The organism is Pseudomonas sp. H3_A02 (assembly GCF_054671965.1).
In genome coordinates this window covers 753,705-778,451 of sequence record NZ_CP162807.1, presented here as the reverse complement: position 1 = coordinate 778,451, position 24,747 = coordinate 753,705, and the positions used below count along the sequence as shown (strand labels likewise).

Below are 24,747 nucleotides of genomic sequence, written 5' to 3'. Positions count from 1 at the left end.
CGGGCTGGTCTGGATTGATCGCTGAGGAGTTTTTGCTGTGACCGACGCTACCCGTAAACCCGAAAAATACCGTGACGTTGAAATTCGCGCCCCTCGCGGTAACACGCTGACCGCCAAAAGCTGGCTGACTGAAGCGCCGCTGCGCATGTTGATGAACAACCTCGACCCGGAAGTGGCCGAGAACCCCAAGGAGCTGGTGGTCTACGGTGGCATCGGCCGCGCGGCGCGTAACTGGGAGTGCTACGACAAGATCGTCGAAAGCCTCACCAACCTGAACGACGACGAAACCCTGCTGGTGCAATCCGGCAAGCCGGTGGGCGTATTCAAGACCCACAGCAATGCCCCTCGCGTACTGATCGCCAACTCCAACCTGGTGCCGCACTGGGCCAGTTGGGAGCACTTCAACGAACTCGACGCCAAGGGCCTGGCCATGTACGGCCAGATGACCGCTGGCAGCTGGATCTACATCGGCAGCCAGGGCATCGTGCAGGGCACTTATGAAACCTTCGTCGAAGCCGGTCGCCAGCACTACGACTCCAACCTCAAGGGCCGTTGGGTCCTGACCGCCGGCTTGGGTGGCATGGGCGGCGCACAACCCCTGGCCGCGACACTGGCGGGTGCGTGCTCGCTGAACATCGAATGCCAGCAGGTGAGCATCGATTTCCGTCTGAAAACCCGCTACGTCGACGAGCAAGCCAAAGACCTCGACGACGCCTTGGCGCGTATCGAGAAATACACCGCCGAAGGCAAGGCCATTTCCATCGCGCTGTGCGGGAATGCTGCCGAAATCCTGCCGGAAATGGTCCGTCGTGGTGTGCGCCCGGACATGGTCACCGACCAGACCAGCGCCCACGATCCCCTCAACGGTTACCTGCCGGCCGGTTGGACCTGGGACGAATACCGTGCCCGTGCCAAGACAGAGCCCGCTGCCGTGGTGAAGGCCGCCAAGCAATCGATGGCCGTCCACGTCAAAGCCATGTTGGCCTTCCAGAAAATGGGCGTGCCGACCTTCGACTACGGCAACAACATCCGCCAGATGGCCCAGGAAGAGGGCGTCGAAAATGCCTTCGACTTCCCCGGCTTCGTCCCGGCCTATATCCGTCCGCTGTTCTGCCGTGGCATCGGCCCGTTCCGTTGGGCTGCGCTGTCCGGTGACCCCCAGGACATCTACAAGACCGACGCCAAGGTCAAGGAACTGTTCCCGGACGACGCCCACCTGCACAACTGGTTGGACATGGCCCGCGAGCGCATCAGCTTCCAGGGCTTGCCGGCACGTATCTGCTGGGTTGGCCTGGGCCAGCGCGCCAAGTTGGGTCTGGCCTTCAACGAAATGGTGCGCAGCGGCGAGTTGTCGGCGCCGATTGTCATCGGTCGCGACCACCTCGACTCTGGTTCCGTCGCCAGCCCGAACCGTGAAACCGAATCCATGCAGGACGGCTCCGACGCTGTTTCCGACTGGCCGCTGCTCAACGCCTTGCTCAACACCGCCAGCGGCGCGACCTGGGTGTCGTTGCACCACGGTGGCGGCGTCGGCATGGGCTTCTCCCAGCACTCGGGCATGGTGATCGTCTGCGACGGTACCGACGAAGCGGCCGAGCGTATTGCTCGCGTACTGCACAACGACCCGGGCACCGGGGTGATGCGCCATGCCGATGCCGGTTACCAGATCGCCATTGATTGCGCCAAGGAACAGGGGCTGAACCTGCCGATGATCACCGGCAAGTAACCCCTGAAGCCCATGTGGGAGCGAGCTTGCTCGCGATGAGGGTGTGTCAGTCGATGGAGCGGGTACTGACCCATCGCTGTCGCGAGCAAGCTCGCTCCCACAGGGAAATTGCAGAGCCAATGAATTCCAGAACAATCCACCAGAGGTTGAACCATGGCTGTCACCAGCGAACGCGCAAGCAGCAAGCCGTTGATCGAGAAACGTTCGATCGACTACATCCCGGAAGCGGAGCGACACGGTCGGCTGTTGAGCCAGTTCACTCTCTGGATGGGGGCCAATCTGCAAATCACGGCCATTGTCACCGGTGCATTGGCGGTGGTGCTGGGCGGTGATGTGTTCTGGTCGTTGATCGGTTTGCTGATCGGCCAAGTGCTCGGCGGTGGCGTCATGGCGTTGCATGCCGCCCAAGGGCCCAAGCTTGGCCTGCCGCAGATGATCTCCAGCCGGGTGCAGTTTGGTGTGTATGGCGCGGCCATCCCGATCGTGCTGGTGTGCCTGATGTACCTGGGTTTCACCGCGACGGGAACCGTGCTTTCCGGCCAGGCGCTGGGCCAGTTGTTTGGCGTCAGCGACAGTGTCGGCATCCTCATTTTCGCCAGTGTCATCGTGCTGGTCACGGTGCTCGGTTATCGGGTGATTCACTTCATTGGCCGTGTCGCCAGCGTTATCGGTGTGATTGCCTTTGTTTACCTGTTCGCTCGACTGATCAGCCAGACGGACGTTGGCGCACTCCTGCAGATCCGCCATTTCAGCTGGAGCAGTTTCCTGCTGGCGGTGTCGCTCGCGGCCTCCTGGCAGATCGCCTTCGGCCCCTACGTGGCTGACTATTCGCGTTACCTGCCGAGCAAGACGTCCTCGGTGAAAACCTTTTTTGCCGCAGGCGCCGGTTCAGTCATCGGCGCACAGGTGGCGATGATCCTCGGCGTGTTTGCCGCCGCCTCGGCCAATGGGCAATTCGCCGGTCACGAAGTGGCCTACATCGTGGGCCTGGGGGGTACCGGCGCCACCGCTGCGCTGCTGTACTTCAGCATCGCGTTTGGCAAGGTCACCATCTCCACGCTGAACTCCTACGGCAGCTTCATGTGCATTGCCACCATCATCAGCGGTTTCCGGGGGCACCTGAACGTCACGCGTTTGCAGCGGCTGATCTTCGTGCTGGTCATCGTCGGCGCTGCGACCCTGATCGCGCTGCTCGGCCAGCACTCGTTCCTCGGGGCGTTCAAGTCCTTCATCTTGTTCTTGCTGGCGTTTTTTACGCCTTGGAGCGCGATCAACCTGGTGGATTACTACTGCATCACGCGCGAGCGCTATGACGTGCCGGCACTGGCCGACCCGAACGGTCGCTACGGTCGTTGGAATGCCCTCGGCATCAGCGTTTATGTCTTCGGTGTGCTGGTGCAATTGCCGTTCATCGCCACCAAGTTCTATACCGGTCCGCTGGTGGGAGCCATGGGCGGTGTGGATATCTCCTGGATCATCGGCCTGGTGGTCCCGGCGGCGCTGTATTTCGTCCTCGCCAAGAAGTGGCACAGCGCAGTACCCGATCAATTGATCCTGCCGCTCGAGCAGGACGCGGTTGACGCACAACCGAGCAGGGCGGGCCGCATCCAAGCGGTCTGATGGGACGTTGACAGGGCTGGATGCCTCTTGACTGCCGTAAGCCAATCCAACTGATTAGGAGCGTCACATAATGAAGTCGAACAAGACCCTGCTGACCACATTGCTTTCCATGGGCCTGCTGGCCAGCGCCGGCGCCACGCAAGCGGCGGGTTGGTGCGAGTCGGGTAAACCGGTGAAGTTCGCCGGCCTGAACTGGGAAAGCGGCATGCTGCTGACCGACGTCCTGCAAGTGGTGCTGGAAAAAGGCTACGACTGCAAGACCGACAGCCTGCCGGGCAACTCCATCACCATGGAAAACGCCCTGAGCAGCAACGACATCCAGGTGTTCGCCGAAGAGTGGGTCGGCCGCAGCGAGGTGTGGAACAAGGCCGAGAAAGCCGGCAAGGTGGTCGGCGTCGGTGCCCCGGTCGTGGGCGCCATCGAGGGCTGGTACGTGCCACGCTACGTGGTTGAAGGCGACGCCAAGCGCAAGCTCGAAGCCAAGGCCCCGGGCCTGAAGAACATTGCCGACCTGGGCCAATACGCTGCCGTGTTCAAGGACCCGGAAGAACCGTCCAAGGGCCGCTTCTACAACTGCCCGGCCGGCTGGACCTGCGAGCTGGACAACAGCGAAATGCTGAAAAGCTACGGCCTGGAAAAAACCTACACCAACTTCCGTCCAGGCACCGGCCCGGCCCTGGATGCGGCGGTGTTGTCGAGCTACAAGCGTGGCGAGCCGATCCTGTTCTACTACTGGTCGCCAACGCCGCTGATGGGCCAGGTGGACCTGGTGAAACTGGAAGAAAAACCGGGCGTGGATAAGAGCGTAAGCATCAAGGTCGGCCTGTCCAAGACCTTCCACGACGAAGCCCCGGAACTGGTGGCGGTGCTGGAAAAGGTCAACCTGCCCATCGATATCCTGAACCAGAACCTCGGGCGTATGGCCAAGGAGCGGATCGAGTCGCCGAAACTGGCGAAGATCTTCCTGAAGGAACATCCTGAAGTCTGGCACGCCTGGGTCAGTGAAGACGCTGCCAAGAAAATCGACGCGGCTCTGTAGGTCGAATACCCCCGGCCAACCCTAGGGCTGGCCGGGACGTTCACCGCATCCACTTGATCGAGAGTCTCTTATGTTTCCCGAAAGCTTTACCTTCTCCATCGCCGATTGGGTCAACGGTTGGGTCGACTCCCTGGTGACCAACTATGGCGATGTGTTCCGGCATATCTCCGACACCCTGCTGTGGGCCATCGTCAACCTCGAAGGTGTGCTGCGCATGGCGCCCTGGTGGCTGATGCTGGCCATCGTCGGCGGCGTTGCCTGGCACGCCACCCGCAAGGTCGTGACCACGGCGGTGATCGTCGGCCTGTTGTTCCTGGTGGGCGCGGTGGGCCTGTGGGACAAACTGATGCAGACCCTCGCGTTGATGCTGGTGGCGACGCTGATCTCGGTGTTGATCGGCATTCCCCTGGGCATCCTCTCGGCGCGCAGCAATCGCCTGCGTTCGGTGCTGATGCCGATGCTGGACATCATGCAGACCATGCCGAGCTTCGTGTACCTGATTCCGGTGTTGATGCTGTTCGGCCTGGGCAAGGTCCCGGCGATTTTCGCCACGGTGATCTACGCCGCGCCGCCGTTGATTCGCCTGACCGACCTGGGCATCCGCCAGGTGGACGGCGAAGTGATGGAAGCCATCAACGCCTTCGGCGCCAACCGCTGGCAGCAGCTGTTCGGCGTGCAACTGCCCCTGGCCCTGCCGAGCATCATGGCCGGGATCAACCAGACCACCATGATGGCCTTGTCGATGGTCGTCATCGCTTCGATGATCGGCGCCCGAGGCCTGGGTGAAGACGTACTGGTGGGCATCCAGACCCTCAACGTTGGACGCGGCCTGGAAGCGGGGCTGGCCATCGTGATTCTCGCCGTGGTCATCGACCGCATTACCCAGGCCTATGGTCGTCCTCGGCATGAGGTGAGCAAATGAGCAACGCAGCCATCAGCAAGATCGAAGTCAAGAACGTCTTCAAGATTTTCGGCAATCGCTCCAAGGAAGCCCTGGAGCTGATCCGCCAGAACAAGACCAAGGACCAGGTGCTGGCGGAAACCGGTTGCGTGGTCGGTGTGAACGACCTGTCGTTGAGCATCGGCACCGGTGAGATCTTCGTGATCATGGGCCTGTCCGGTTCCGGCAAGTCCACGTTGGTGCGCCACTTCAACCGGCTGATCGACCCTACCAGTGGCGCGATCCTGGTGGACGGCGAAGACATCCTGCAACTGGACATGGACGCCCTGCGCGAGTTTCGCCGGCACAAGATCAGCATGGTGTTCCAGAGCTTCGGCCTGTTGCCCCACAAGAGTGTGCTGGACAACGTCGCCTATGGTTTGAAAGTGCGCGGTGAGAGCAAGCAGGTATGCGCCGAGCGCGCGCTGCATTGGATCAACACCGTGGGCCTGAAAGGCTACGAGAACAAATACCCGCACCAGCTCTCCGGCGGCATGCGCCAACGGGTCGGCCTGGCCCGGGCCCTGGCGGCGGACACCGACATCATCCTGATGGACGAAGCCTTCAGCGCCCTCGACCCGCTGATCCGCGCGGAAATGCAGGACCAGTTGCTGGAACTGCAAAAGACCCTGCACAAGACCATCGTCTTCATCACCCACGACCTCGATGAGGCCGTGCGCATCGGCAATCGTATTGCGATTCTCAAGGACGGCAAGCTGATCCAGGTCGGCACGCCGAGAGAGATCCTGCACTCGCCGGCGGATGAGTATGTCGATCGGTTTGTGCAGCGGCGGGCTGCGGTGGTGTAAGGCTGAACTCAGTTGTGGCGAGGGGATTTATCTGTGGGAGCAAAGCTTGCTCGCGATACAGGCGCCTCGGTTCCAGAGAGGCCGCGTTGTTTTTATCGCGGGCAAGCCTTGCTCCCACAGATGTCCGCTCCTTGCCACAAATGTTATTGGCAACTTTATGTGCATGAGGCTTTAGATGTCCCAGGCTGAAAAAATCATCATCACCGGCGCTCCATTGCGTTGGCAGGACGTCGTCGCCGTCGCCCGCTTCGGCGCTGTGCTCGAGCTGTCGACCCAGACCTGGGCACGGATCGACAATGCCCAGGCCATCGTCCAGCGCATCGTCGCAAGCGGCGAGCGCGCCTATGGCGTCAACACCGGCCTGGGGGCCTTGTGCAATGTCTCGCTCAAGGACGAACAACTCAGCCAGCTGTCGCGCAACACCCTGCTCAGCCATGCCTGTGGCGTCGGCCCGGTGCTTTCCGATGAGCAGACCCGGGCGATTATCTGCGCCGCCATCCTCAACTACAGCCAGGGCAAGTCCGGTATCCATCGCCGAGTGGTCGAGGCGTTGCTGGCGCTGCTCAATCGCGGTATCACACCGCAAGTGCCATCCCAAGGTTCGGTGGGTTACCTGACCCACATGGCCCACATCGGCATCGCACTGCTGGGTGTCGGCCAGGTCAGCTACCGCGGACAAATAGTCCCGGCGCAACAGGCCTTGGCGGCAGAGGGTTTGCAACCGGTGCAACTGGGGGCCAAGGACGGTTTGTGCCTGGTCAACGGCACGCCGTGCATGACCGGCCTGAGCTGCCTAGCCCTGGCCGATGCGACGCGCCTGGTGCAATGGGCCGACGTGATCGGCGCCATGAGCTTCGAGGCCCAGCGCGGCCAGATTGCCGCGTTCGACGCCGACGTCATTGCCCTCAAGCCGCACCCGGGCATGCAGCAGGTCGGCGTTAATTTACGGGCATTGCTCGATGGCAGCGAGGTCATCGCCGCGAGCCTGGGCATCCGTACCCAGGACGCCTTGAGCATCCGTTCGATTCCCCAGGTGCACGGCGCCGCTCGCGATCAGTTGGCCCACGCCCGGCAACAGATCGAAACCGAACTCAACGCGGTCACCGATAATCCGCTGCTGCTGGGTACGCCGGAGAATTTCCGGGTCATGTCCCAGGCCAATCCCCACGGCCAGTCGGTGGCGTTGGCGGCGGACCTGTTGGCGATTGCCATGGCAGAGATCGGTTCCATCGCCGAGCGTCGCCTCGACCGCTTGATCAACCCCCACGTCAGCGGCCTGCCAGCCTTCCTGGTGGCCAACCCCGGCGTGAACTCGGGGATGATGATTGTGCAATATGTCGCCGCGTCGCTGTGCGCGGAGAACAAGCAACTGGCGCAACCGGCGGTGCTGGACAACTTCGTCACCTCCGGTTTGCAGGAAGATCACCTGAGCATGGGCACCAACGCGGCCCTGAAGCTGCACCGGGCGCTGGAAAACTGCACGCAGATCCTCGCCATCGAATACCTGCTGGCGGCTCAGGCCTTTGAGTTTCTCAAGGCCCAGCGCTTCGGCGCCGGCACCGACATCGCCTGGAAGCTGCTGCGCGAGCGCGTACCGGCCTACGACCAGGACCGCTGGCTGGCGCCGGACATCGCCAGTGCTGCGGCGCTGCTTAAAGATCCAACCGTGCTGCACGATGCTTTACCGAATTTGAATTGATCAAAAAACCGCCGGCGTGCCAAGGCATCCATCGCCCAAAAGGCGAGGGTGACGGATAACGGAACATTCCGGAGCGACTGGCGGGTGAAAAAACAAAACTCTCAAAAGGAGCAATACATGACTGCCTTAAACCTGATTCCCGGCCAATTGAGCTTGGCTCAATTGCGTGACATCTATCAGCAACCCGTGACCCTCAGCCTCGACGCCAGCGCGTCGGCGCAGATCGAAGCCAGCGTCGCCTGTGTCGAGCAGATCCTGGCCGAGAACCGTACTGCGTACGGCATCAACACCGGTTTCGGCCTGCTGGCTTCGACCCGCATCGCCAGCGAAGACCTGGAGAACCTGCAGCGCTCCCTGGTGCTGTCCCATGCCGCCGGTGTGGGCGAGCCGATCAGCGATGCGCTGGTGCGGTTGGTCATGGTGCTCAAGGTCAACAGTCTGAGCCGGGGTTTTTCGGGCATTCGCCGGCAGGTGATCGATGCGCTGATTGCGCTGATCAATGCCGAGGTCTATCCGCACATTCCGCTGAAAGGTTCGGTCGGTGCTTCCGGCGACCTGGCACCGCTGGCTCACATGTCCCTGGTGCTGCTGGGTGAAGGCAAGGCCCGCTACAAAGGCGAATGGCTGCCGGCTGTCGATGCCCTGAAAGTCGCTGGCCTCGCGCCGCTGACCCTGGCCGCCAAAGAAGGCCTGGCACTGCTCAACGGCACCCAGGTGTCCACCGCATTTGCCCTGCGTGGCCTGTTCGAAGGCGAAGACCTGTTTGCCGGCGCCCTGGCCCTGGGCAGCCTGACGGTGGAAGCGGTGCTCGGCTCGCGTTCGCCATTCGATGCGCGCATCCATGCCGCGCGCGGCCAGAAAGGCCAGATCGATGCCGCCGCCGCTTACCGCGATCTGCTGGGCGAGCGCAGCGAAGTCTCCGAATCGCACCAGAACTGCGACAAGGTCCAGGACCCGTACTCCTTACGCTGCCAGCCGCAAGTGATGGGCGCCTGCCTGACTCAGTTCCGCCAGGCCGCCGAGGTGCTGGTGATCGAGGCCAACGCGGTGTCGGATAACCCGCTGGTGTTCGCCGCCGAGGGTGACGTGATTTCCGGTGGCAACTTTCACGCCGAACCGGTGGCGATGGCCGCCGACAACATGGCCCTGGCGATTGCCGAAATCGGCTCCCTGAGCGAGCGTCGTATCTCGTTGATGATGGACAAGCACATGTCGCAACTGCCGCCGTTCCTGGTGGCCAATGGCGGGGTGAACTCCGGCTTCATGATCGCCCAGGTCACCGCTGCGGCCCTGGCCAGTGAAAACAAGGCGCTGTCCCATCCCCATTCGGTGGACAGCCTGCCGACCTCGGCCAACCAGGAAGACCACGTCTCCATGGCCCCGGCCGCCGGCAAGCGCCTGTGGGAAATGGCCGAAAATACCCGTGGGATTCTGGCGGTGGAATGGCTCGCGGCGTGCCAGGGGCTGGACCTGCGCGGCGGTTTGAAGACCTCCGTCAAACTGGAGCAGGCCAGGGCACTGCTGCGTGCAGAAGTACCGTTTTATGAGAAGGACCGCTTCTTTGCGCCGGACATCAATGCGGCTACTGAATTGTTGGCCAGTCGTTGCCTGAATGAATTGGTCACGGCGCAGTTGTTGCCGAGCCTGTAAGGGCCTCATCGCGAGCAAGCTCGCTCCCACAGGGGTAGGGGTTGAACATTCATTTGGGATACACACTGGCCCTTGTGGGAGCGAGCCTGCTCGCGAATCGATTTTGAATGAGACGAGGAGACTCGGGATGAAAACCCTCTGGCAAAACTGCCACGCCGCCACCATGGCCCAGGGCGTCTACTCGATCATCGAAGACGCGGCCATTGTCACCCAGGGCGAGCACATTCACTGGATCGGCCCGCGTGCCGAACTGCCGACGGGTGACTACCCGGCGGTCAACGACCTCAAGGGCGCCTGGGTCACGCCGGGGTTGATCGATTGCCACACCCACACGGTGTTTGGCGGCAACCGCAGCGGTGAGTTCGAACAGCGCCTGCAAGGCGTCAGCTACGCCGAGATCGCGGCGGCCGGCGGTGGCATCGCCAGCACCGTGCGCGCCACCCGCGCCGCCAGTGAAGACGAGCTGTTCGCCAGTGCCGCCAAGCGCCTGCAAAGCCTGATGCACGACGGCGTGACCACGGTGGAAATCAAGTCCGGCTACGGTCTCGACCTGGCCAGCGAACGCAAGATCCTGCGAGTCATCCGTCGCCTTGGCACCGAGTTGCCGGTCAGCGTACGCAGCACCTGCCTGGCGGCCCACGCCTTGCCGCCGGAATACAAAGATCGCGCCGATGACTACATCGAACACATCTGCACCGAGATGCTGCCGGCCCTGGCGGCCGAGGGGCTGGTGGATGCGGTGGATGCCTTTTGCGAATACCTGGCGTTTTCCCCGGCCCAGGTCGAGCGTGTGTTCATCACCGCACAACAACTGGGGCTGCCGGTGAAGCTGCACGCCGAACAACTGTCGTCGCTGCACGGTTCCAGCCTGGCGGCGCGTTACCAGGCGCTGTCGGCCGATCACCTGGAGTTCATGACCGAGGACGATGCCAAGGCCATGGCCGAGGCCGGCACCGTGGCAGTGTTGCTGCCGGGGGCGTTTTATTTCCTGCGCGAAACTCAACTGCCGCCTATGGATGCCCTGCGTAAGCACGGGGTGAAAATCGCCGTGGCCAGCGACCTCAACCCCGGCACCTCGCCGGCATTGTCATTGCGCTTGATGTTGAACATGGCCTGCACCTGTTTCCGCATGACCCCGGAAGAAGCCCTGGCGGGGGCGACGATTCATGCGGCCCAGGCCTTGGGCATGGCTGACACCCACGGTTCGCTGGAAGTCGGCAAAGTCGCGGACTTTGTCGCCTGGCACATCGACCGCCCGGCCGACCTGGCGTACTGGCTCGGTGGCGATCTGGAAAAACGCGTCGTGCGTCACGGCGTGGAAATCGATTGAGGAGAACGGTTGTGGAGAAGGTCCTGAATTTCAAGCAAGGGCGTGTGCCGCTGTTGATCAGCATGCCCCACGCCGGCCTGCGCCTGACGCCGGCGGTGAAGGCTGGGTTGATCCCCGAAGCCCAGAGCCTGCCGGACACCGACTGGCACATTCCCAAGCTCTATGAATTCGCCAATGAGCTGGGCGCCAGCACCCTGGCCGCGGAGTACTCGCGGTTCGTCGTCGACCTGAATCGCCCCTCCGATGACAAACCGATGTACGTCGGCGCCACCACTGGGTTGTACCCGGCGACGCTGTTCGATGGCGTGCCGTTGTTTCGCGAAGGGCTGGAACCGTCGGCCGAGGAACGGGCGACGTATCTGCAACAGGTCTGGATGCCGTACCACCAAGCACTGCAGCAGGAACTGGCACGGCTCAAGGCCGAGTTCGGCTATGCCTTGCTGTTCGATGCCCACTCGATTCGCTCGATGATCCCGCACCTGTTCGACGGCAAACTGCCGGACTTCAACCTCGGAACGTTCAACGGTGCCAGTTGCGATCCGACCTTGGCCAGTAAACTCGAAGCCATCTGCGCCCGCCATGGTCAGTTCACCCACGTGCTCAACGGGCGTTTCAAGGGTGGCCACATCACGCGGCACTATGGCAACCCGGCCGAAGACATCCATGCGGTGCAACTGGAACTGTGCCAGAGCACCTACATGGAAGAGTTCGAACCGTTCAACTACCGCCCGGATCTGGCGGCGCCGACCCAGGTGGTGCTCAGGGAATTGCTGGAAGGTTTGTTGGCGTGGGGGCAGCAGGCTTACAAGAAATAAAGGCCTACCAATACTCCTGGAGCGAGGGGACTTACCTGTGGGAGCAAAGCTTGCTCGCGATACAGGCGCCTCGGTTTCAGGGGAACCGCGGTGTCTTCATCGCGGGCAAGCCTTGCTCCCACAGATCCTCTCGCTACAGGTTTGTGTTGTTCTTGAGCCTCGGGCGGAAACTGTCGCCACCGTGCAAAACCGCGTCGCCACAGTTCACCTTCGCCCCCTCGACGCTGCGTAATGTTCCGGTCACGGTGCGCCAAGACACCGACCTACAATAATCCCGCTGCCGCACGAGACCTCCCCCGATGAAAAGACTGTTCAAAGGCTGTCTGTCGATCCTCTGCGGTACCGCTATCTTGAGCACCGGCGCGATGGCCGCCGAGCCTGCGTCCTGCCAGACCGTGCGCATGGGCGTGGTCAACTGGACCGATGTGATCGCCACCAGCGGCATGGCCGATGTGCTGCTCACCGGACTGGGCTACGACAGCAAGCAGACCAGCGCCGTGCAACAGATCATCTTCGCCGGCATCCGCGACAAGCGGCTCGACATCTTCCTGGGGTATTGGAAGCCGGCGATGGACAAGAACATCGCGCCGTTCCTGGCGGCCAACCAGGTGAAGGTGCTGGACAAACCAAGCCTGGCCGACGCCCAGGCTACATTGGCCGTACCGGATTACGTGGCGGCGGCGGGGCTCAAGACCTTTGCCGACATCGCCCGGTTCAAGGATCAGCTCGGCGGCAAGATCTACGGCATCGAGCCGGGCAGCGGCGCCAACACCACCATCAAGACCCTGATTGAAACCAACCACTTCGGCCTCAAGGACTTCAAACTGATCGAGTCCGGTGAAGCGGGGATGCTGGCGGCGGTGCAGCGGGCGGTGAACCGCAAGGAGTTCGTGGTCTTCGTCGGCTGGACCCCGCACCCGATGAACATCAATATGAATATCACGTACCTGACTGGCAGCGAGGACGTCTACGGCCCGAACGAAGGCGCCGCGACCGTGTCCACCGTAACAGCGCCGGACTATGCACAGCGGTGCCCGAATGTGAACCGGCTGTTGGAAAACCTCACCTTCACCGCTGCCCAGGAGAGTCAGTTGATGGTGCCGATCATGGCGCGCAAGACACCCCAGGATGTCGCCCGGCAATGGCTGCGCGAGCATCCCGAGGATTTGCAGCGCTGGCTGGCTGGCATCACGAGCTTTGATGGCAAGGATGGCGTAGCGGCGGTGCAGGCCAGTCTCAAAAAATGACCTACCTAGCTGCGGCGGGGTGATTTATCTGTGATGGAGTGATTTATCTGTGGTGGAATGATTTATCTGTGGGAGCAAGGCTTGCCCGCGATAGCGATGTGTCAGTCGACATAACGATTGGATGTACCACTGCCATCGCGGGCAAGCCTTGCTCCCACATTTTAATAGGTGGTGTTCATCATGGCCTCATATCCACTCTCTAAACAGATATCAGCCTTCATCGACCAGACCCTGAGCTTCACCAGCCCGGACGACAGCCTCGCCGGTTCGCGCCAGGCCTACAGCCGAATGTGCCGGGCGTTCAGTCCCCCATGTCCGCCGACGCTGGCCATCGAGGATTTCGAGCTGGCCGGCGTGGCGGTGCGGGCCTATTACCCGCAGCGCGCGGCACCGATTGCCGGCTGGCCATGCCTTCTTTACCTGCACGGTGGCGGTTGGGTGGTGGGGGACCTGGACTCCCATGACTTCATCTGCATGGCGCTGGCGGCTGAGCTGGGCGCGTTGGTGGTGGCGGTGGATTACCGGCTGGCCCCGGAACATCCATTTCCGGCCGGTTTCGAAGATTGCCTCGCAGTGTGGCGTCACCTGACGGACGCCCCGTTTGCCATCGACCCGCGTCGTCGGCTGGTGGTTGGTGACAGTGCCGGCGGCAATCTCGCCGCCGCGTTATGCCTGGCCTTGCGCGACGATGGACAACCATTACCCCGGGCCCAGGTCTTGATTTATCCGGCGCTCGGCGGCCCCGCGGATCTGCCCTCGCGCCACGAGTGCTTCGATGCCCCACTCCTGAGCAGCCGCGACCTGGCACGTTATGAGGCGCTGTACCTGGGTGGCGCTCGGCCCTCGCCCTATGCCATGCCGCTACTTGCCGCCGACTTGAGCGGCTTGCCGCCAGCCCTGGTCGCCGTCGCGCAATGGGACCCGCTGCGCGACGATGGCGTCCGTTACAGCGAGCGGCTGAACGCCGCAGGAGGCGACGCCGTGCTGTATCTCGGCAAAGGGTTGGTCCACGGTTGCCTGCGTGGCCGGGGCCAGGTGCCAGAGGTCGATCGGATGTATCGCGCGCTGTTGGCGTACCTGGCTGACATGCTTTGACTGCGCAGGGGGCATGCTCATTAAGGTCATTCGGGTTTATGATGCCGAACGGCAGACTAAATAGAAGTCCCTACAGGGATGACTCGACCCCTTACGGAGCGCGCAATGCAGACTTTGTACCCGCAGATCAAACCCCATGCCCGGCACGATCTGGCTGTCGATGACACCCACACGCTCTATGTCGATGAAAGCGGTTCCCCGGAAGGCCTGCCAGTGGTGTTCATTCACGGCGGCCCGGGTGCCGGCTGCGATGCGCAGAGCCGTCGTTACTTCGATCCGAACCTGTACCGCATCGTCACCTTCGACCAGCGCGGGTGCGGTCGGTCCACCCCCCACGCCAGCCTGGAAAACAACACCACCTGGGATCTGGTCGAAGACCTGGAGCGCATCCGCAAGCACCTGGGCATCGAGAAATGGGTGCTGTTCGGCGGTTCCTGGGGTTCGACCCTGGCCCTGGCGTATGCCCAGACCCATCCGGAGCGGGTGCATGGCCTGATCCTGCGTGGGATCTTTCTCTGCCGTCCGCAGGAAATCGAGTGGTTCTATCAGGCTGGCGCCAGTCGCCTGTTTCCCGACTACTGGCAGGACTACATCGCACCGATCCCGTTGGACGAGCGCGATGACCTGCTCAGCGCTTTCCACAAACGCCTGACCGGCAACGACCAGATCGCCCAGATGCACGCGGCCAAGGCCTGGTCCACCTGGGAAGGTCGCACCGCGACCCTGCGTCCGAACCCGCTGGTGGTCGATCGCTTCTCCGAGCCGCAACGGGCGCTGTCCATCGCCCGGATCGAATGCCACTACTTCACCAACAACGCCTTCCTCGAACCCAACCAGTTGATTCGCGACATGGGCAAGATCGCCCATTTGCCGGGCGTCATCGTGCACGGCCGCTACGACGTCATCTGCCCATTGGACAATGCCTGGGAGCTACATCAGAACTGGCCCAACAGCGAGCTGCAGGTGATCCGCGATGCCGGTCACGCCGCTTCGGAGCCGGGGATTACCGATGCACTGGTGCGCGCCGCCGCGCAAATGGCCCGGCGCCTGCTTGATCTGCCGCCCGAAGAAGCATGAAGGGGCTGTTGCAACGGGTGCGTGGCGCCCGGGTCGAAGTGGCGGGCGAGATCGTCGGGGCCGTGGACCAGGGCTTGTTGGTGTTGGTGGCCGTTGAGCCCGGGGATACCCGGGCCAGCGCCGACAAACTCCTGCACAAACTGCTTAACTATCGAGTGTTCAGCGACGCCGAGGGCAAGATGAACCTGTCCTTGGTGGATGTCGGTGGTGGGTTGCTGCTGGTGTCGCAGTTCACCTTGGCGGCCGACACCAAAAGCGGCTTGCGCCCGAGTTTTTCCACGGCCGCGCCACCGGCCTTGGGCGAAGAGTTGTTCAACTATTTGCTGACCCAGGCGAAACAGGTGCATGGCACTGTGGCATCAGGTAGATTCGGCGCCGACATGCAGGTTCATCTGGTCAATGATGGCCCGGTAACCTTCCTGTTACAGTCCTGAAAGCGTTTGAAACATCTTTTCGGTTCTGTTTCGAGGTCAAACAGGGAGTTTTCTCGATAAATACTTTGCTACCCCTGATGCGTTGTCACGCGGGCTACTAGATAATCGCGCGCTACGGGGGATCAGCGTTCGCTGATCCATTTGACTTAGGTAGAGAGTTGTCCTGGACCGTTTGGGGAATCATTTTGCCCCGTCGGAGTCGGAACAATGCTCGCCAACTTGGCAAGAGTGGTCCGCAGGAACGGTTTTTCAGCACCGTTACCGTGCAGATACTTTATCTGGCCGTTGGTTTTTTGATCAGTTTTCGGCGAGGGTTGCTCGTGATTGTTAGTCCCTGTAATGCACCAAAAATGACTGCCAAACGGTTGAGAAGCGCCCTGGTAACGGGCTCGGCCCTGTTGTGCCTGTTCGGCGCGGGCCAACTGTGGGCATTCAGCCTGGATGATGTATCGGCGAAGGCACAAGAATTGGCCGGGCAGAAGTTCGAAGCCCCGCGCAGCAATTTGCCGAACGAATTCCGCGAAATGAAATTCGCCGATTATCAGAAAATCCGTTTCCGCACCGAAAAAGCTGAATGGGCCGACCAGAAGACCCCGTTCCGGCTGTCCTTCTATCACCAGGGCATGCATTTCGACACGCCGGTGAAGATCAACGAAATCACCGCGACCACCGTCGACGAGATCAAGTACGACCCGACACGTTTCGATTTCGGTGATGTGAAGTTCGATCCCAAGGCTACCGAACAGTTGGGCTACGCCGGTTTCCGCGTGTTGTACCCGATCAACAAGGCCGACAAGCAAGACGAAATCATGACCATGCTGGGCGCGAGTTATTTCCGCGTTATCGGCAAGGGCCAGGTCTACGGCTTGTCCGCGCGTGGCATGGCCATCGACACCGCGCTGCCATCCGGTGAGGAATTCCCGCGCTTTCGCGAGTTCTGGATCCAGCGTCCGAAACCGACCGACAAGCACTTGGTGATCTTCGCCCTGCTGGATTCGCCACGGGCCACTGGCGCCTATCGCCTGACCGTGCGTCCGGGCACCGACACCGTCGTCGACGTGAAATCACGCGTATTCCTGCGTGATCGCGTCAACAAACTGGGCATCGCTCCGTTGACCAGCATGTTCCTGTTCGGCGCCAACCAGCCGTCCAAGGTGCTGAACTACCGTCGTGAACTCCACGATTCCAGCGGCCTGTCCATCCATGCCGGCAACGGCGAGTGGATCTGGCGTCCGCTGAACAACCCGAAACACCTGGCCGTGAGCAACTTCTCGGTAGAAAACCCGCGTGGTTTCGGCCTGCTGCAACGGGGTCGTGACTTCAGCCACTACGAAGACCTGGATGACCGTTACGAAAAACGTCCAAGCGCCTGGATCGAACCGAAAGGCGATTGGGGTAAAGGTACTGTCGATCTGGTTGAAATCCCGACCGCCGACGAAACCAACGACAACATCGTTGCGTTCTGGAGCCCGGAAAAGCTGCCTGAGCCAGGCCAGCCGCTGGACTTCGCCTACCGTCTGCACTGGACCCTCGACGAAGCCAACCTACACTCGCCGGACAGCGCCTGGGTCAAACAGACCCTGCGTTCCACCGGTGACGTGAAGCAGTCCAACCTGATCCGTCAACCGGACGGCAGTGTGGCCTACCTGGTGGATTTCGAGGGGCCGTCCCTGCAAGCGCTGCCTGAAGACGCCGAGGTGCGTAGCCAGGTGAGCGTGGGCGACAACGGCGAGATCGTCGAGAACAGCGTGCGCTACAACCCTGATACCAAAGGCTGGCGCCTGACGCTGCGCCTGAAGATCAAGGACCCGAGCAAAGCGACCGAGATGCGTGCCGCATTGGTCAGGCCGCTGGTTCCTGTCGAGTTGCCAGCCAGCGGGCATTCCGTGACCACACTGGCCAAGGCCGACAAGGTCGCCAAGCAGCAGAGCGAAAAAGAGAAAGCCAACGAGCAAGCCGGCGAGCAGAAAGAAGCCAAGGCCGTCAAGGCGTCCGCCGCCGCCGCCGAGCCGACCCCAACCCCACAGGAACCGGAACAGACTGAACAAGTCCTGACCGAGACCTGGAGCTACCAGTTGCCTGCCGATGAGTAATACGTCCGTACAACCAGAATCTCTCAGTGAGTATCTGGCCCATTTGCCGATGACCGACGAGCAGCGCGCCGAGCTGGCGGGCTGCTCGTCATTCAGCGAGTTGCACAAGCGCCTGGCTTCTTCGACATTCGACGCACCCAACGAGGCGGCTCAAGCCTCGGTGGGCCGTCGCCTGACGCTGAGCACCGCCGAGGAACTCGAGGACGCCGAAATGCTGGCCCTCGATGCCAACGGCCGGGTGTGCTTGAAGGCGACTCCGCCGATTCGCCGGACCAAGGTCGTGCCGGAACCGTGGCGCACCAATATCCTGGTGCGCGGTTGGCGGCGCCTGACCGGGCGTACCAACCCGCCGAAGCCGCCCAAGGATGAGCGCGTGCTGCCCCATGCACGCTGGCGTACCGTGGGTTCGATCCGCCGCTACATCCTGCTGATCCTGATGCTCGGCCAGACCATCGTGGCTGGTTGGTACATGAAAGGCATCATGCCGTACCAGGGCTGGTCGCTGGTGGACCTGGACGAAGTCCTGCACCAACCGTTGCTGCAGACGGCTACGCAAGTGCTGCCGTATGCGTTGCAAACCAGCATCCTGATTCTGTTCGGGATCCTGTTCTGCTGGGTGTCGGCGGGTTTCTGGACGGCGCTGATGGGCTTTCTCGAATTGCTCACCGGCCATGACAAATACCGTATTTCCGGCGCCAGCGCCGGCAACGAGCCGATTCCCAAGGACGCCCGCACCGCGTTGGTGATGCCGATCTGTAACGAAGACGTGCCGCGGGTATTCGCCGGTTTGCGCGCGACCTTCGAGTCGGTGGCCGCCACCGGTGACCTGGATCGTTTCGACTTCTTCGTGCTCAGCGACAGTAACGAAACCGACATCTGCGTGGCCGAACAGCAAGCCTGGCTGGATGTCTGCCGTGAAGCCGGGGGCTTCGGCAAGATCTTCTACCGCCGTCGTCGCCGTCGCGTGAAGCGCAAGAGCGGTAACCTCGACGACTTCTGCCGTCGTTGGGGCAGTGATTACAAGTACATGGTCGTGCTCGACGCGGACTCGGTGATGAGCGGCGAATGCCTGACCAGCCTGGTGCGCCTGATGGAAGCCACGCCGGACGCCGGCATCATCCAGACCGCGCCACGGGCTTCGGGCATGGACACGTTGTATGCGCGCATGCAGCAGTTCGCCACGCGGGTGTATGGCCCGTTGTTCACCGCTGGTTTGCACTTCTGGCAGTTGGGCGAATCCCATTATTGGGGTCACAACGCGATCATCCGCATGAAACCGTTCATCGATCACTGCGCCTTGGCGCCGTTGCCGGGTAAAGGTGCGTTCTCGGGCGCGATCCTCTCCCACGACTTCGTCGAAGCCGCGCTGATGCGCCGTGCCGGCTGGGGCGTGTGGATTGCTTATGACCTGCCGGGCAGCTACGAAGAGCTGCCACCGAACCTGCTGGACGAACTCAAGCGTGACCGTCGCTGGTGCCACGGCAACCTGATGAACTTCCGGCTGTTCCTGGTCAAGGGCATGCACCCGGTGCACCGTGCGGTGTTTCTGACCGGCGTGATGTCCTACTTATCGGCGCCGCTGTGGTTCTTCTTCCTGGTGCTGTCCACCGCGCTGCTGGCGGTGAACACGCTGATGGAGCCGCAGTACTTCCTCGAGCCACGCCAGCTGTATCCGCTGTGGCCGCAATGGCATCCAGAAAAAGCCATCGCGCTGTTCTCGACGACCATCGTGCTGCTGTTCCTGCCCAAGCTCTTGAGCATCGTCCTGATCTGGGCCAAAGGCGCGAAGGAATTCGGTGGCAAGTTCAAGGTGACCATGTCGATGCTGCTGGAGATGCTGTTCTCCATGCTGCTGGCGCCGGTGCGGATGATCTTCCACACTCGTTTCGTCCTTGCCGCTTTCCTGGGCTGGGCCGCGACCTGGAACTCGCCGAAACGTGACGACGACTCCACGCCATGGAGCGAAGCGGTCAAGCGCCACGGCCCACAAACCTTACTGGGCTTCTTCTGGGCTTTGCTGGTGATCTGGCTGAACCCAAGCTTCCTCTGGTGGCTGGTGCCGATCGTTGGTTCGCTGATGCTGTCGATCCCGGTATCGGTTATCTCCAGCCGCGTGGGCCTGGGCTTGAAGTCCCGTGACGAAAGCCTGTTCCTGATTCCCGAGGAATACGCACCGCCGCAGGAACTGTTGTCGACGGACCAGTACACCCATGAGAACCGTTGGCATGCACTGAACGACGGTTTCATCCGGGCAGTGGTCGATCCACAACAGAACGCCTTGGCGTATGCGCTGGCCACCTCGCGTCACGGCCAGGCCGAGCCGATTGAATGGCTGCGGGTCGAGCGTGTTCGGCACGCCCTGAAGGTCGGCCCTGCCGGTCTCAGCAATGCCGAGCGCCTGGCCCTGCTGAGCGACCCGGTGGCCTTGTCTCGCCTGCACGAGCAGGTCTGGAGCGAGGCACATCCAGAGTGGCTGGCGGCGTGGCGTGAGTCGGTCAAGGCCGACCCTCATGCACCGTTGCTGCCGCTACAGCCGGTGAGCGTTCAGCCTCAAGTTGCATGACGAAGAGCCCCGCTAACTAGCGGGGCTTTTTGTTTGTGTGCGCCATTCATAGGGTCATTGCTAACGGGAATTTCTTCGGATATCCAAAGCTTTTAGCGTAAACCTGAACTCGCCCTGATCAAATATTCTCCTTCGTTCGTTAAAACCTGAATTTCGTGGAGTCGTCGAGGAAACAGGTGAGGAGACTAGAGATTCTCGGGGGGCGGTAGGTATTGATGAATGGCTAGGGCGTTTGGCAATAAGATAGTGACCAGGGCGGCGTGGGTTCAATGGATTCAGAGCTCGGGGCAGTTGAGCTCGTTTATGCAGCAAAGCACCAAAACCACTCACCATGCCAATCGCCGCCAGCGCCACCAGGGCGATCAGGAGCGGGTCATTGACGGGTGATTCAGGATGATGCGCCTCCATTCGGTTCAGCACTATATAGCTGACGGTCCCTGCGAAGGCGCTGCTGGCCGCCACTACTTTGGTGGCGCGCCCGAATTTGGCGCCAGCGACAAATGGAAGCCGTCGTGCCAGCGCTTTAGGAGCAAGGAACGGAAGTACATAGCTCCCGCCGAACTCCATCAGCCCATTTGCAAACCACAGCAACCCGTGCGGAATCCGTCCCGTGGGATCCGTACGATTAATGGGGTCCCCCTGGCAATATGCATAACAGTTCAGTCCTCCGTCCCCAAAGGGGCTCAAGCTGTCAGGGCTGTTAAAACGCATCAGAACAGGATTGAACGCACGGTGCCCATTTCCCAGCAAGTAGTAACCCGTGATTGTATCGTTCCTTTCGCCGTTGAAAGCCAGAAGACTGCTCAGGCCCCCTTGAGCGGTGCGATGACCGTAAGGCGTATAGATTGAGGTGCCGTCGCTGCTCTGCAGCACCGAGCGATGCTTGTCGGTCAACAGGAGTGACGTACGCGGGTTGTTTCCTCTGTAGTTTTCCGCCAGCAAGACATCCATGGTCTGAAAAACCTGATACTGAATGGATCCTTGGATTTCTGTAGCGAGCCGATCTAATAGATAGAACCGGTCACACCGGGGTTGGTTGGTAGGCACGTAGCTGACCAGAAGATCGAGAGCATCGTATCGATATTGAATTAATAGTCTGTCAGAAGTGTTCGACATCGATCGTTTTCCAGGAAACAGACAATTAACTCAGTCTCGGCCGGAATGGAAATGTTGTCTACTATCAGAACTGATAGGTTTTTGAGAGTGCTCAGCGTGGGCGATGGCAGGTCAAGCGCTTTCACTGAAAGGTGACAGATTGTAACATTTTTAATGTCCACCCTATGCTTGCCAAAGGCATACAAATTATTACTGTGAGATATTTTGAAATGCGGGATAAGTTATTGGGTGTGTTGCGAGTAGGTGCGCTAGTAGGCATGTCGTGGTAACAATACTTTAGCCTATAAAGTCGATGGTTTGTCGAATATCTACGTTACAAAATTTCCTGTCGTAAGTATCAGCTTTGTCTGTCGGTTAAGCGTGGGAAATATCTAGATAACTAGTTGTGGGTATATCAACTTTACATGCAGGTGCCTGGTTATTAAGGTTTGGTTCGTCATGGAAGGCAGTCTTGGATCAAGGTCGAACTAAATATAAAATTAGCCGATTGGAAACCCGATGAGCCTTATGCCTGATTACCAAAGCCAGAGCCTGACTGAACATGAAGTTTTTGGATTGTCGGCAAAATATAATCTTGCCGATGGTCATAGTTACATTTCCGCGATAGCGCATTTTAGAGGTGTGTTGTCTGAGTTGCCTGACTTATGGGGTTCGGCGGCCGAGACGCCTATTCCGCAAATGGAAATGGCTTTCAAAGATGTTTTTGCAGATTATTTCGCGCTTCCTGGTTTAAAAAAACACCAGCATTTTTCGATCTGCCCTACCGCATCAAACAGCATAGACATAGTGGGAGCGTGGGCGCGATCAAAGCAGTTGAAAATAGGCCTTGTCGAACCCACATTTGACAACCTCGCCCAGTTACTTCGGCGTAGGGAAGTCGAGCTTGAAGCTGTTCCAGAAAGCATGTTTTCGGACCTGGGTTTGCTAGAAAGGTTTATTCAGAACAAAAAACTTGACGCTTTGTTCATGGTCAATCCCAATAACCCGACAGGTTTCGTCATTGATGCAGCCATGATGAAAAATATTGTGGTGCTATGCTGTCGGCTCAATATAATTTTAATCCTCGATACCTCTTTTCGGTTCTGCCATAAAACCGCTATCGACGAGTATGCACTCCTGGTTGAAAAGGGCGCGTCATTTATCGTTCTGGAGGATACCGGTAAGCAATGGCCAACGTTGGATGCCAAGGCCAGTCTGCTGTCATATAGCAAAAATTTGGCACAGGAAATCAGAGCCATCTACGAAGAAGTTTATCTTTGCTGTTCCAATTTTGTACTGAGGGTGATCATTGCATTTATTGAGGCGACTCTAAAAAGAGGGGGGCTCACTTATGTGCATTCGATTATTACCAAAAATGCAGAAATAGTCCGATCCCAGCTCGTAGGAACACAGGTTTGTGTTGATTCGCCACATTCGCATTCGGGCATGACAGTCATGTGGCTTGACATAAAACGAACTGGGCTATCGGACCTTGAATTAACTGACTATCTTGCAACTTATGATGTGGCCGTGTTGCCGGGGAGGTATTTCTATTGGAATAGTCATGAGGTTGCAGGGCACGACCGTATAAGAATTGCGCTTTTGAAACCTGATGATCAATTCGAGTTTTCGCTCTCTCGCTTGAGACAAGCCCTACTCGAGCTTGAATCGGCCAAAGATTACAATGATTCTGTAGAGATGATTTCGCAATGAGAAAGCTCCTGGTAACTGGGGATTTTGATATTGACAAGGCGGTATTCCCAGACAGTATTGAACTCATTCACATTAGACGTCCTATTGATGAGCGGCAAATTTTAGAGGTATTACCCGATGTGCACGACTATATTTTGGGTGGGCCGGAATACCTGTCTGCGGAGCTGATTGAAGCCGCCACTCGGTTAGAGAATATAGTTGTGATGGGAACAGGTACCTCCAGTTTTGTGGACGTGCAGTGTGTTACCGACAAAGGCATAAAATTAGCCAATACGCCCAACCTAAACGTGCAGGCGGTGGCTGAGTTTACGTTGGCAATGATTGTCCTCTGTTCGGCAAGGGTATTTGAAAGCGCTGAAGGTGTGAAGGCGGGTAACGCTTGGATACAGACGCCCAGGCGATCATTGTTGAATCTTAAAGTTGGCTTTGTTGGCATGGGATCGATTGCGGGAGAGGTGGCATATCAGCTTCATATGCGTGGATCTGAAAATATGTGCTATTGGTCCCGGAATCGGAAGGAGTCTCTGGAAAAATCATTGGGCCTGCAGTATACCTCACTCGGTGATCTGGTTAACACCGTTGATGTTTTATGTATTCATCTTAGTGGTTGTGCCGAAACCTTCAATCTTATCGATGAATCTGTATTGGCCCGCGCGTCAACGGAGCTGATGATATTGAACTTGTCCAACCCAAAAATTATCTGCCCGCGTGCGCTCAAGACCTACCTCAATCGCAATACGGATGCATTTTGTTTTATCGATGGCTATTACAGCGAATGGGTGGATAACAAAGGACAACATGATGATCCCTATGGTTTGCTCTCATTGCCCGCAAAAAAGTTAGTGGTTACCTCGCATTTGGCGGCACAGGAGAAAGTAACCGTTAAAAACATTTTCCTTCAGGCTGTGAAAACCCTTCATGGTGTCAGTGGGCGTTAAGATCAATGAGTTTTCATTCGAAAGGTTTATCGAAAAAAATTGGCATGCGCTGTATTGGTTATTGCCTAATGATTGGCCTTTTGGCGTTTGAGTGACAAACGCTCACCTTCTCCAAGAAGGTGAGTGTTCAGTCAAGCATTTGCTTACCTTAGTTCATTGCGGCTGGACTTGGAGCCTAAGTATTGAGCGAACCTAAGTAAATAACCATCCGGGTCTAATACGAGAAAATTGCTTTGACCTTGAAGCAGGTTGTTCTCTTTGTACCAGCATTCTTCTATTGGTTTATGCAGCTCGTATCCCGAACCGATCAATGTTTTCGCTAACGCTCTGACATCGGGGCAATCAATTGAGAGGTTCATTCCGCGTCCATAAGGTTTTTGTAGCGGGCCTACTCGCCACGGTGACTCTTCGTGATCGTCTTGTTCCAGCATTAACTGGCTACCGTGATAGGAGATGAACATGAAGCCGTCGTTCGGTCTTTCATACTCAACGCTGAACCCAATGATCTTGCAATAAAATCTTGAGCTTGCCTTGATGTCGGACACAATCAGTTCAGGTATAAGCTTGTTAAAGGTGACCATAATTCCTCTTCCGTGAAGAATGTTTCGTATAGTTAATGGAGGTGCCATTCTGTCGTGAGCTCTAGAAAAGTCCAATCGATTTTTCTGATGCTTTTGTCATTGTTTATGTTGGCTGCGATCGTTTGACGATAATGCCGCAGTTATAAATTATGTCTGAAAGTTAAAGTAGGCCGGTGGCCAAAGCAGCGAGGTTATTTAAGGATGATAAATCTGCAGAGACACATGTCGAACATCACATATTGGTAGAGCAGTGCCTCAGCTCCAATAGGGACTGATGCACTGC

The 24,747-nt window shown here is 59.1% G+C and carries 19 protein-coding genes; 17 read left to right on the top strand and 2 right to left on the bottom strand.

Annotated elements, in window-relative coordinates:
• Positions 1–37: 37 nt before the first annotated feature.
• The 15 genes from hutU (at position 38) to mdoH (ending at position 20,137) form a co-directional block, all read left to right on the top strand.
• Positions 38–1,726 carry a urocanate hydratase gene (gene hutU / locus AB4N80_RS03255; RefSeq protein WP_460080667.1) on the top strand — a complete coding sequence of 563 codons (1,689 nt, stop codon included), beginning with the start codon at positions 38–40 and terminating at the stop codon, positions 1,724–1,726.
• Between the two features lie 153 nt (positions 1,727–1,879).
• The gene (locus AB4N80_RS03250) at positions 1,880–3,346 is read left to right on the top strand and encodes a purine-cytosine permease family protein (RefSeq protein WP_122565269.1); all 1,467 of its coding nucleotides are present in this window, start codon (positions 1,880–1,882) and stop codon (positions 3,344–3,346) included.
• A 70-nt stretch (positions 3,347–3,416) separates the two neighbouring features.
• Entirely contained in the window at positions 3,417–4,385 is a 969-nt protein-coding gene (locus AB4N80_RS03245) for an ABC transporter substrate-binding protein (RefSeq protein WP_014336129.1), read from the top strand.
• A 70-nt stretch (positions 4,386–4,455) separates the two neighbouring features.
• Positions 4,456–5,307: an ABC transporter permease gene (locus tag AB4N80_RS03240; RefSeq protein ID WP_460080664.1), complete on the top strand. Its 852-nt coding sequence runs from the start codon at positions 4,456–4,458 to the stop codon at positions 5,305–5,307.
• Positions 5,304–6,134, top strand: coding sequence for a quaternary amine ABC transporter ATP-binding protein (locus tag AB4N80_RS03235; protein WP_050586211.1), 831 nt, complete (start codon positions 5,304–5,306; stop codon positions 6,132–6,134). The genes AB4N80_RS03240 and AB4N80_RS03235 overlap by 4 nt, the downstream gene beginning before the upstream one ends.
• Positions 6,135–6,309: 175 nt before the next feature.
• A complete protein-coding gene (gene hutH / locus AB4N80_RS03230) occupies positions 6,310–7,833 on the top strand; it encodes a histidine ammonia-lyase (RefSeq protein ID WP_354338163.1) in 1,524 nt (507 codons plus the stop codon).
• 117 nt (positions 7,834–7,950) lie between these two features.
• Positions 7,951–9,483: a histidine ammonia-lyase gene (gene hutH / locus AB4N80_RS03225; protein WP_460080659.1), complete on the top strand. Its 1,533-nt coding sequence runs from the start codon at positions 7,951–7,953 to the stop codon at positions 9,481–9,483.
• A 127-nt stretch (positions 9,484–9,610) separates the two neighbouring features.
• The gene (gene hutI, locus AB4N80_RS03220) at positions 9,611–10,813 is read left to right on the top strand and encodes an imidazolonepropionase (protein ID WP_460080657.1); all 1,203 of its coding nucleotides are present in this window, start codon (positions 9,611–9,613) and stop codon (positions 10,811–10,813) included.
• Positions 10,814–10,824: 11 nt separating this feature from the next.
• Positions 10,825–11,628 carry an N-formylglutamate deformylase gene (gene hutG, locus AB4N80_RS03215; RefSeq protein WP_122565274.1) on the top strand — a complete coding sequence of 268 codons (804 nt, stop codon included), beginning with the start codon at positions 10,825–10,827 and terminating at the stop codon, positions 11,626–11,628.
• A 299-nt stretch (positions 11,629–11,927) separates the two neighbouring features.
• Positions 11,928–12,875 carry a choline ABC transporter substrate-binding protein gene (locus AB4N80_RS03210; RefSeq protein WP_122565275.1) on the top strand — a complete coding sequence of 316 codons (948 nt, stop codon included), beginning with the start codon at positions 11,928–11,930 and terminating at the stop codon, positions 12,873–12,875.
• Between the two features lie 180 nt (positions 12,876–13,055).
• Positions 13,056–13,970 (top strand): alpha/beta hydrolase, encoded by a 915-nt coding sequence (locus AB4N80_RS03205; protein ID WP_460080653.1) that lies wholly within the window; start codon positions 13,056–13,058, stop codon positions 13,968–13,970.
• Between the two features lie 105 nt (positions 13,971–14,075).
• Positions 14,076–15,047: a prolyl aminopeptidase gene (gene pip, locus AB4N80_RS03200; RefSeq protein ID WP_003196909.1), complete on the top strand. Its 972-nt coding sequence runs from the start codon at positions 14,076–14,078 to the stop codon at positions 15,045–15,047.
• Entirely contained in the window at positions 15,044–15,481 is a 438-nt protein-coding gene (gene dtd / locus AB4N80_RS03195; protein WP_053117600.1) for a D-aminoacyl-tRNA deacylase, read from the top strand. The genes pip and dtd overlap by 4 nt, the downstream gene beginning before the upstream one ends.
• A gap of 320 nt (positions 15,482–15,801) precedes the next feature.
• Positions 15,802–17,574 (top strand): glucan biosynthesis protein G, encoded by a 1,773-nt coding sequence (locus AB4N80_RS03190; RefSeq protein ID WP_122565372.1) that lies wholly within the window; start codon positions 15,802–15,804, stop codon positions 17,572–17,574.
• Positions 17,567–20,137, top strand: a complete 2,571-nt coding sequence (gene mdoH, locus AB4N80_RS03185; RefSeq protein WP_122565277.1) for a glucans biosynthesis glucosyltransferase MdoH — start codon at positions 17,567–17,569, stop codon at positions 20,135–20,137. Before AB4N80_RS03190 ends, mdoH begins: the two co-directional genes overlap by 8 nt.
• Before the next feature lie 60 nt (positions 20,138–20,197).
• Here mdoH and AB4N80_RS03180 read toward each other — a convergent pair whose 3' ends face one another.
• Positions 20,198–21,253 (bottom strand): RHS repeat-associated core domain-containing protein, encoded by a 1,056-nt coding sequence (locus AB4N80_RS03180; RefSeq protein ID WP_460080648.1) that lies wholly within the window; start codon positions 21,251–21,253, stop codon positions 20,198–20,200.
• A 498-nt stretch (positions 21,254–21,751) separates the two neighbouring features.
• Here AB4N80_RS03180 and AB4N80_RS03175 point away from each other — a divergent pair, with 498 nt between their 5' ends.
• The gene (locus AB4N80_RS03175) at positions 21,752–22,945 is read left to right on the top strand and encodes a pyridoxal phosphate-dependent aminotransferase (RefSeq protein ID WP_460080646.1); all 1,194 of its coding nucleotides are present in this window, start codon (positions 21,752–21,754) and stop codon (positions 22,943–22,945) included.
• Positions 22,942–23,883: an NAD(P)-dependent oxidoreductase gene (locus AB4N80_RS03170; protein WP_460080643.1), complete on the top strand. Its 942-nt coding sequence runs from the start codon at positions 22,942–22,944 to the stop codon at positions 23,881–23,883. The genes AB4N80_RS03175 and AB4N80_RS03170 overlap by 4 nt, the downstream gene beginning before the upstream one ends.
• Before the next feature lie 143 nt (positions 23,884–24,026).
• Here AB4N80_RS03170 and AB4N80_RS03165 read toward each other — a convergent pair whose 3' ends face one another.
• A complete protein-coding gene (locus AB4N80_RS03165) occupies positions 24,027–24,464 on the bottom strand; it encodes a bleomycin resistance protein (protein ID WP_122565281.1) in 438 nt (145 codons plus the stop codon).
• Positions 24,465–24,747: the final 283 nt, after the last annotated feature.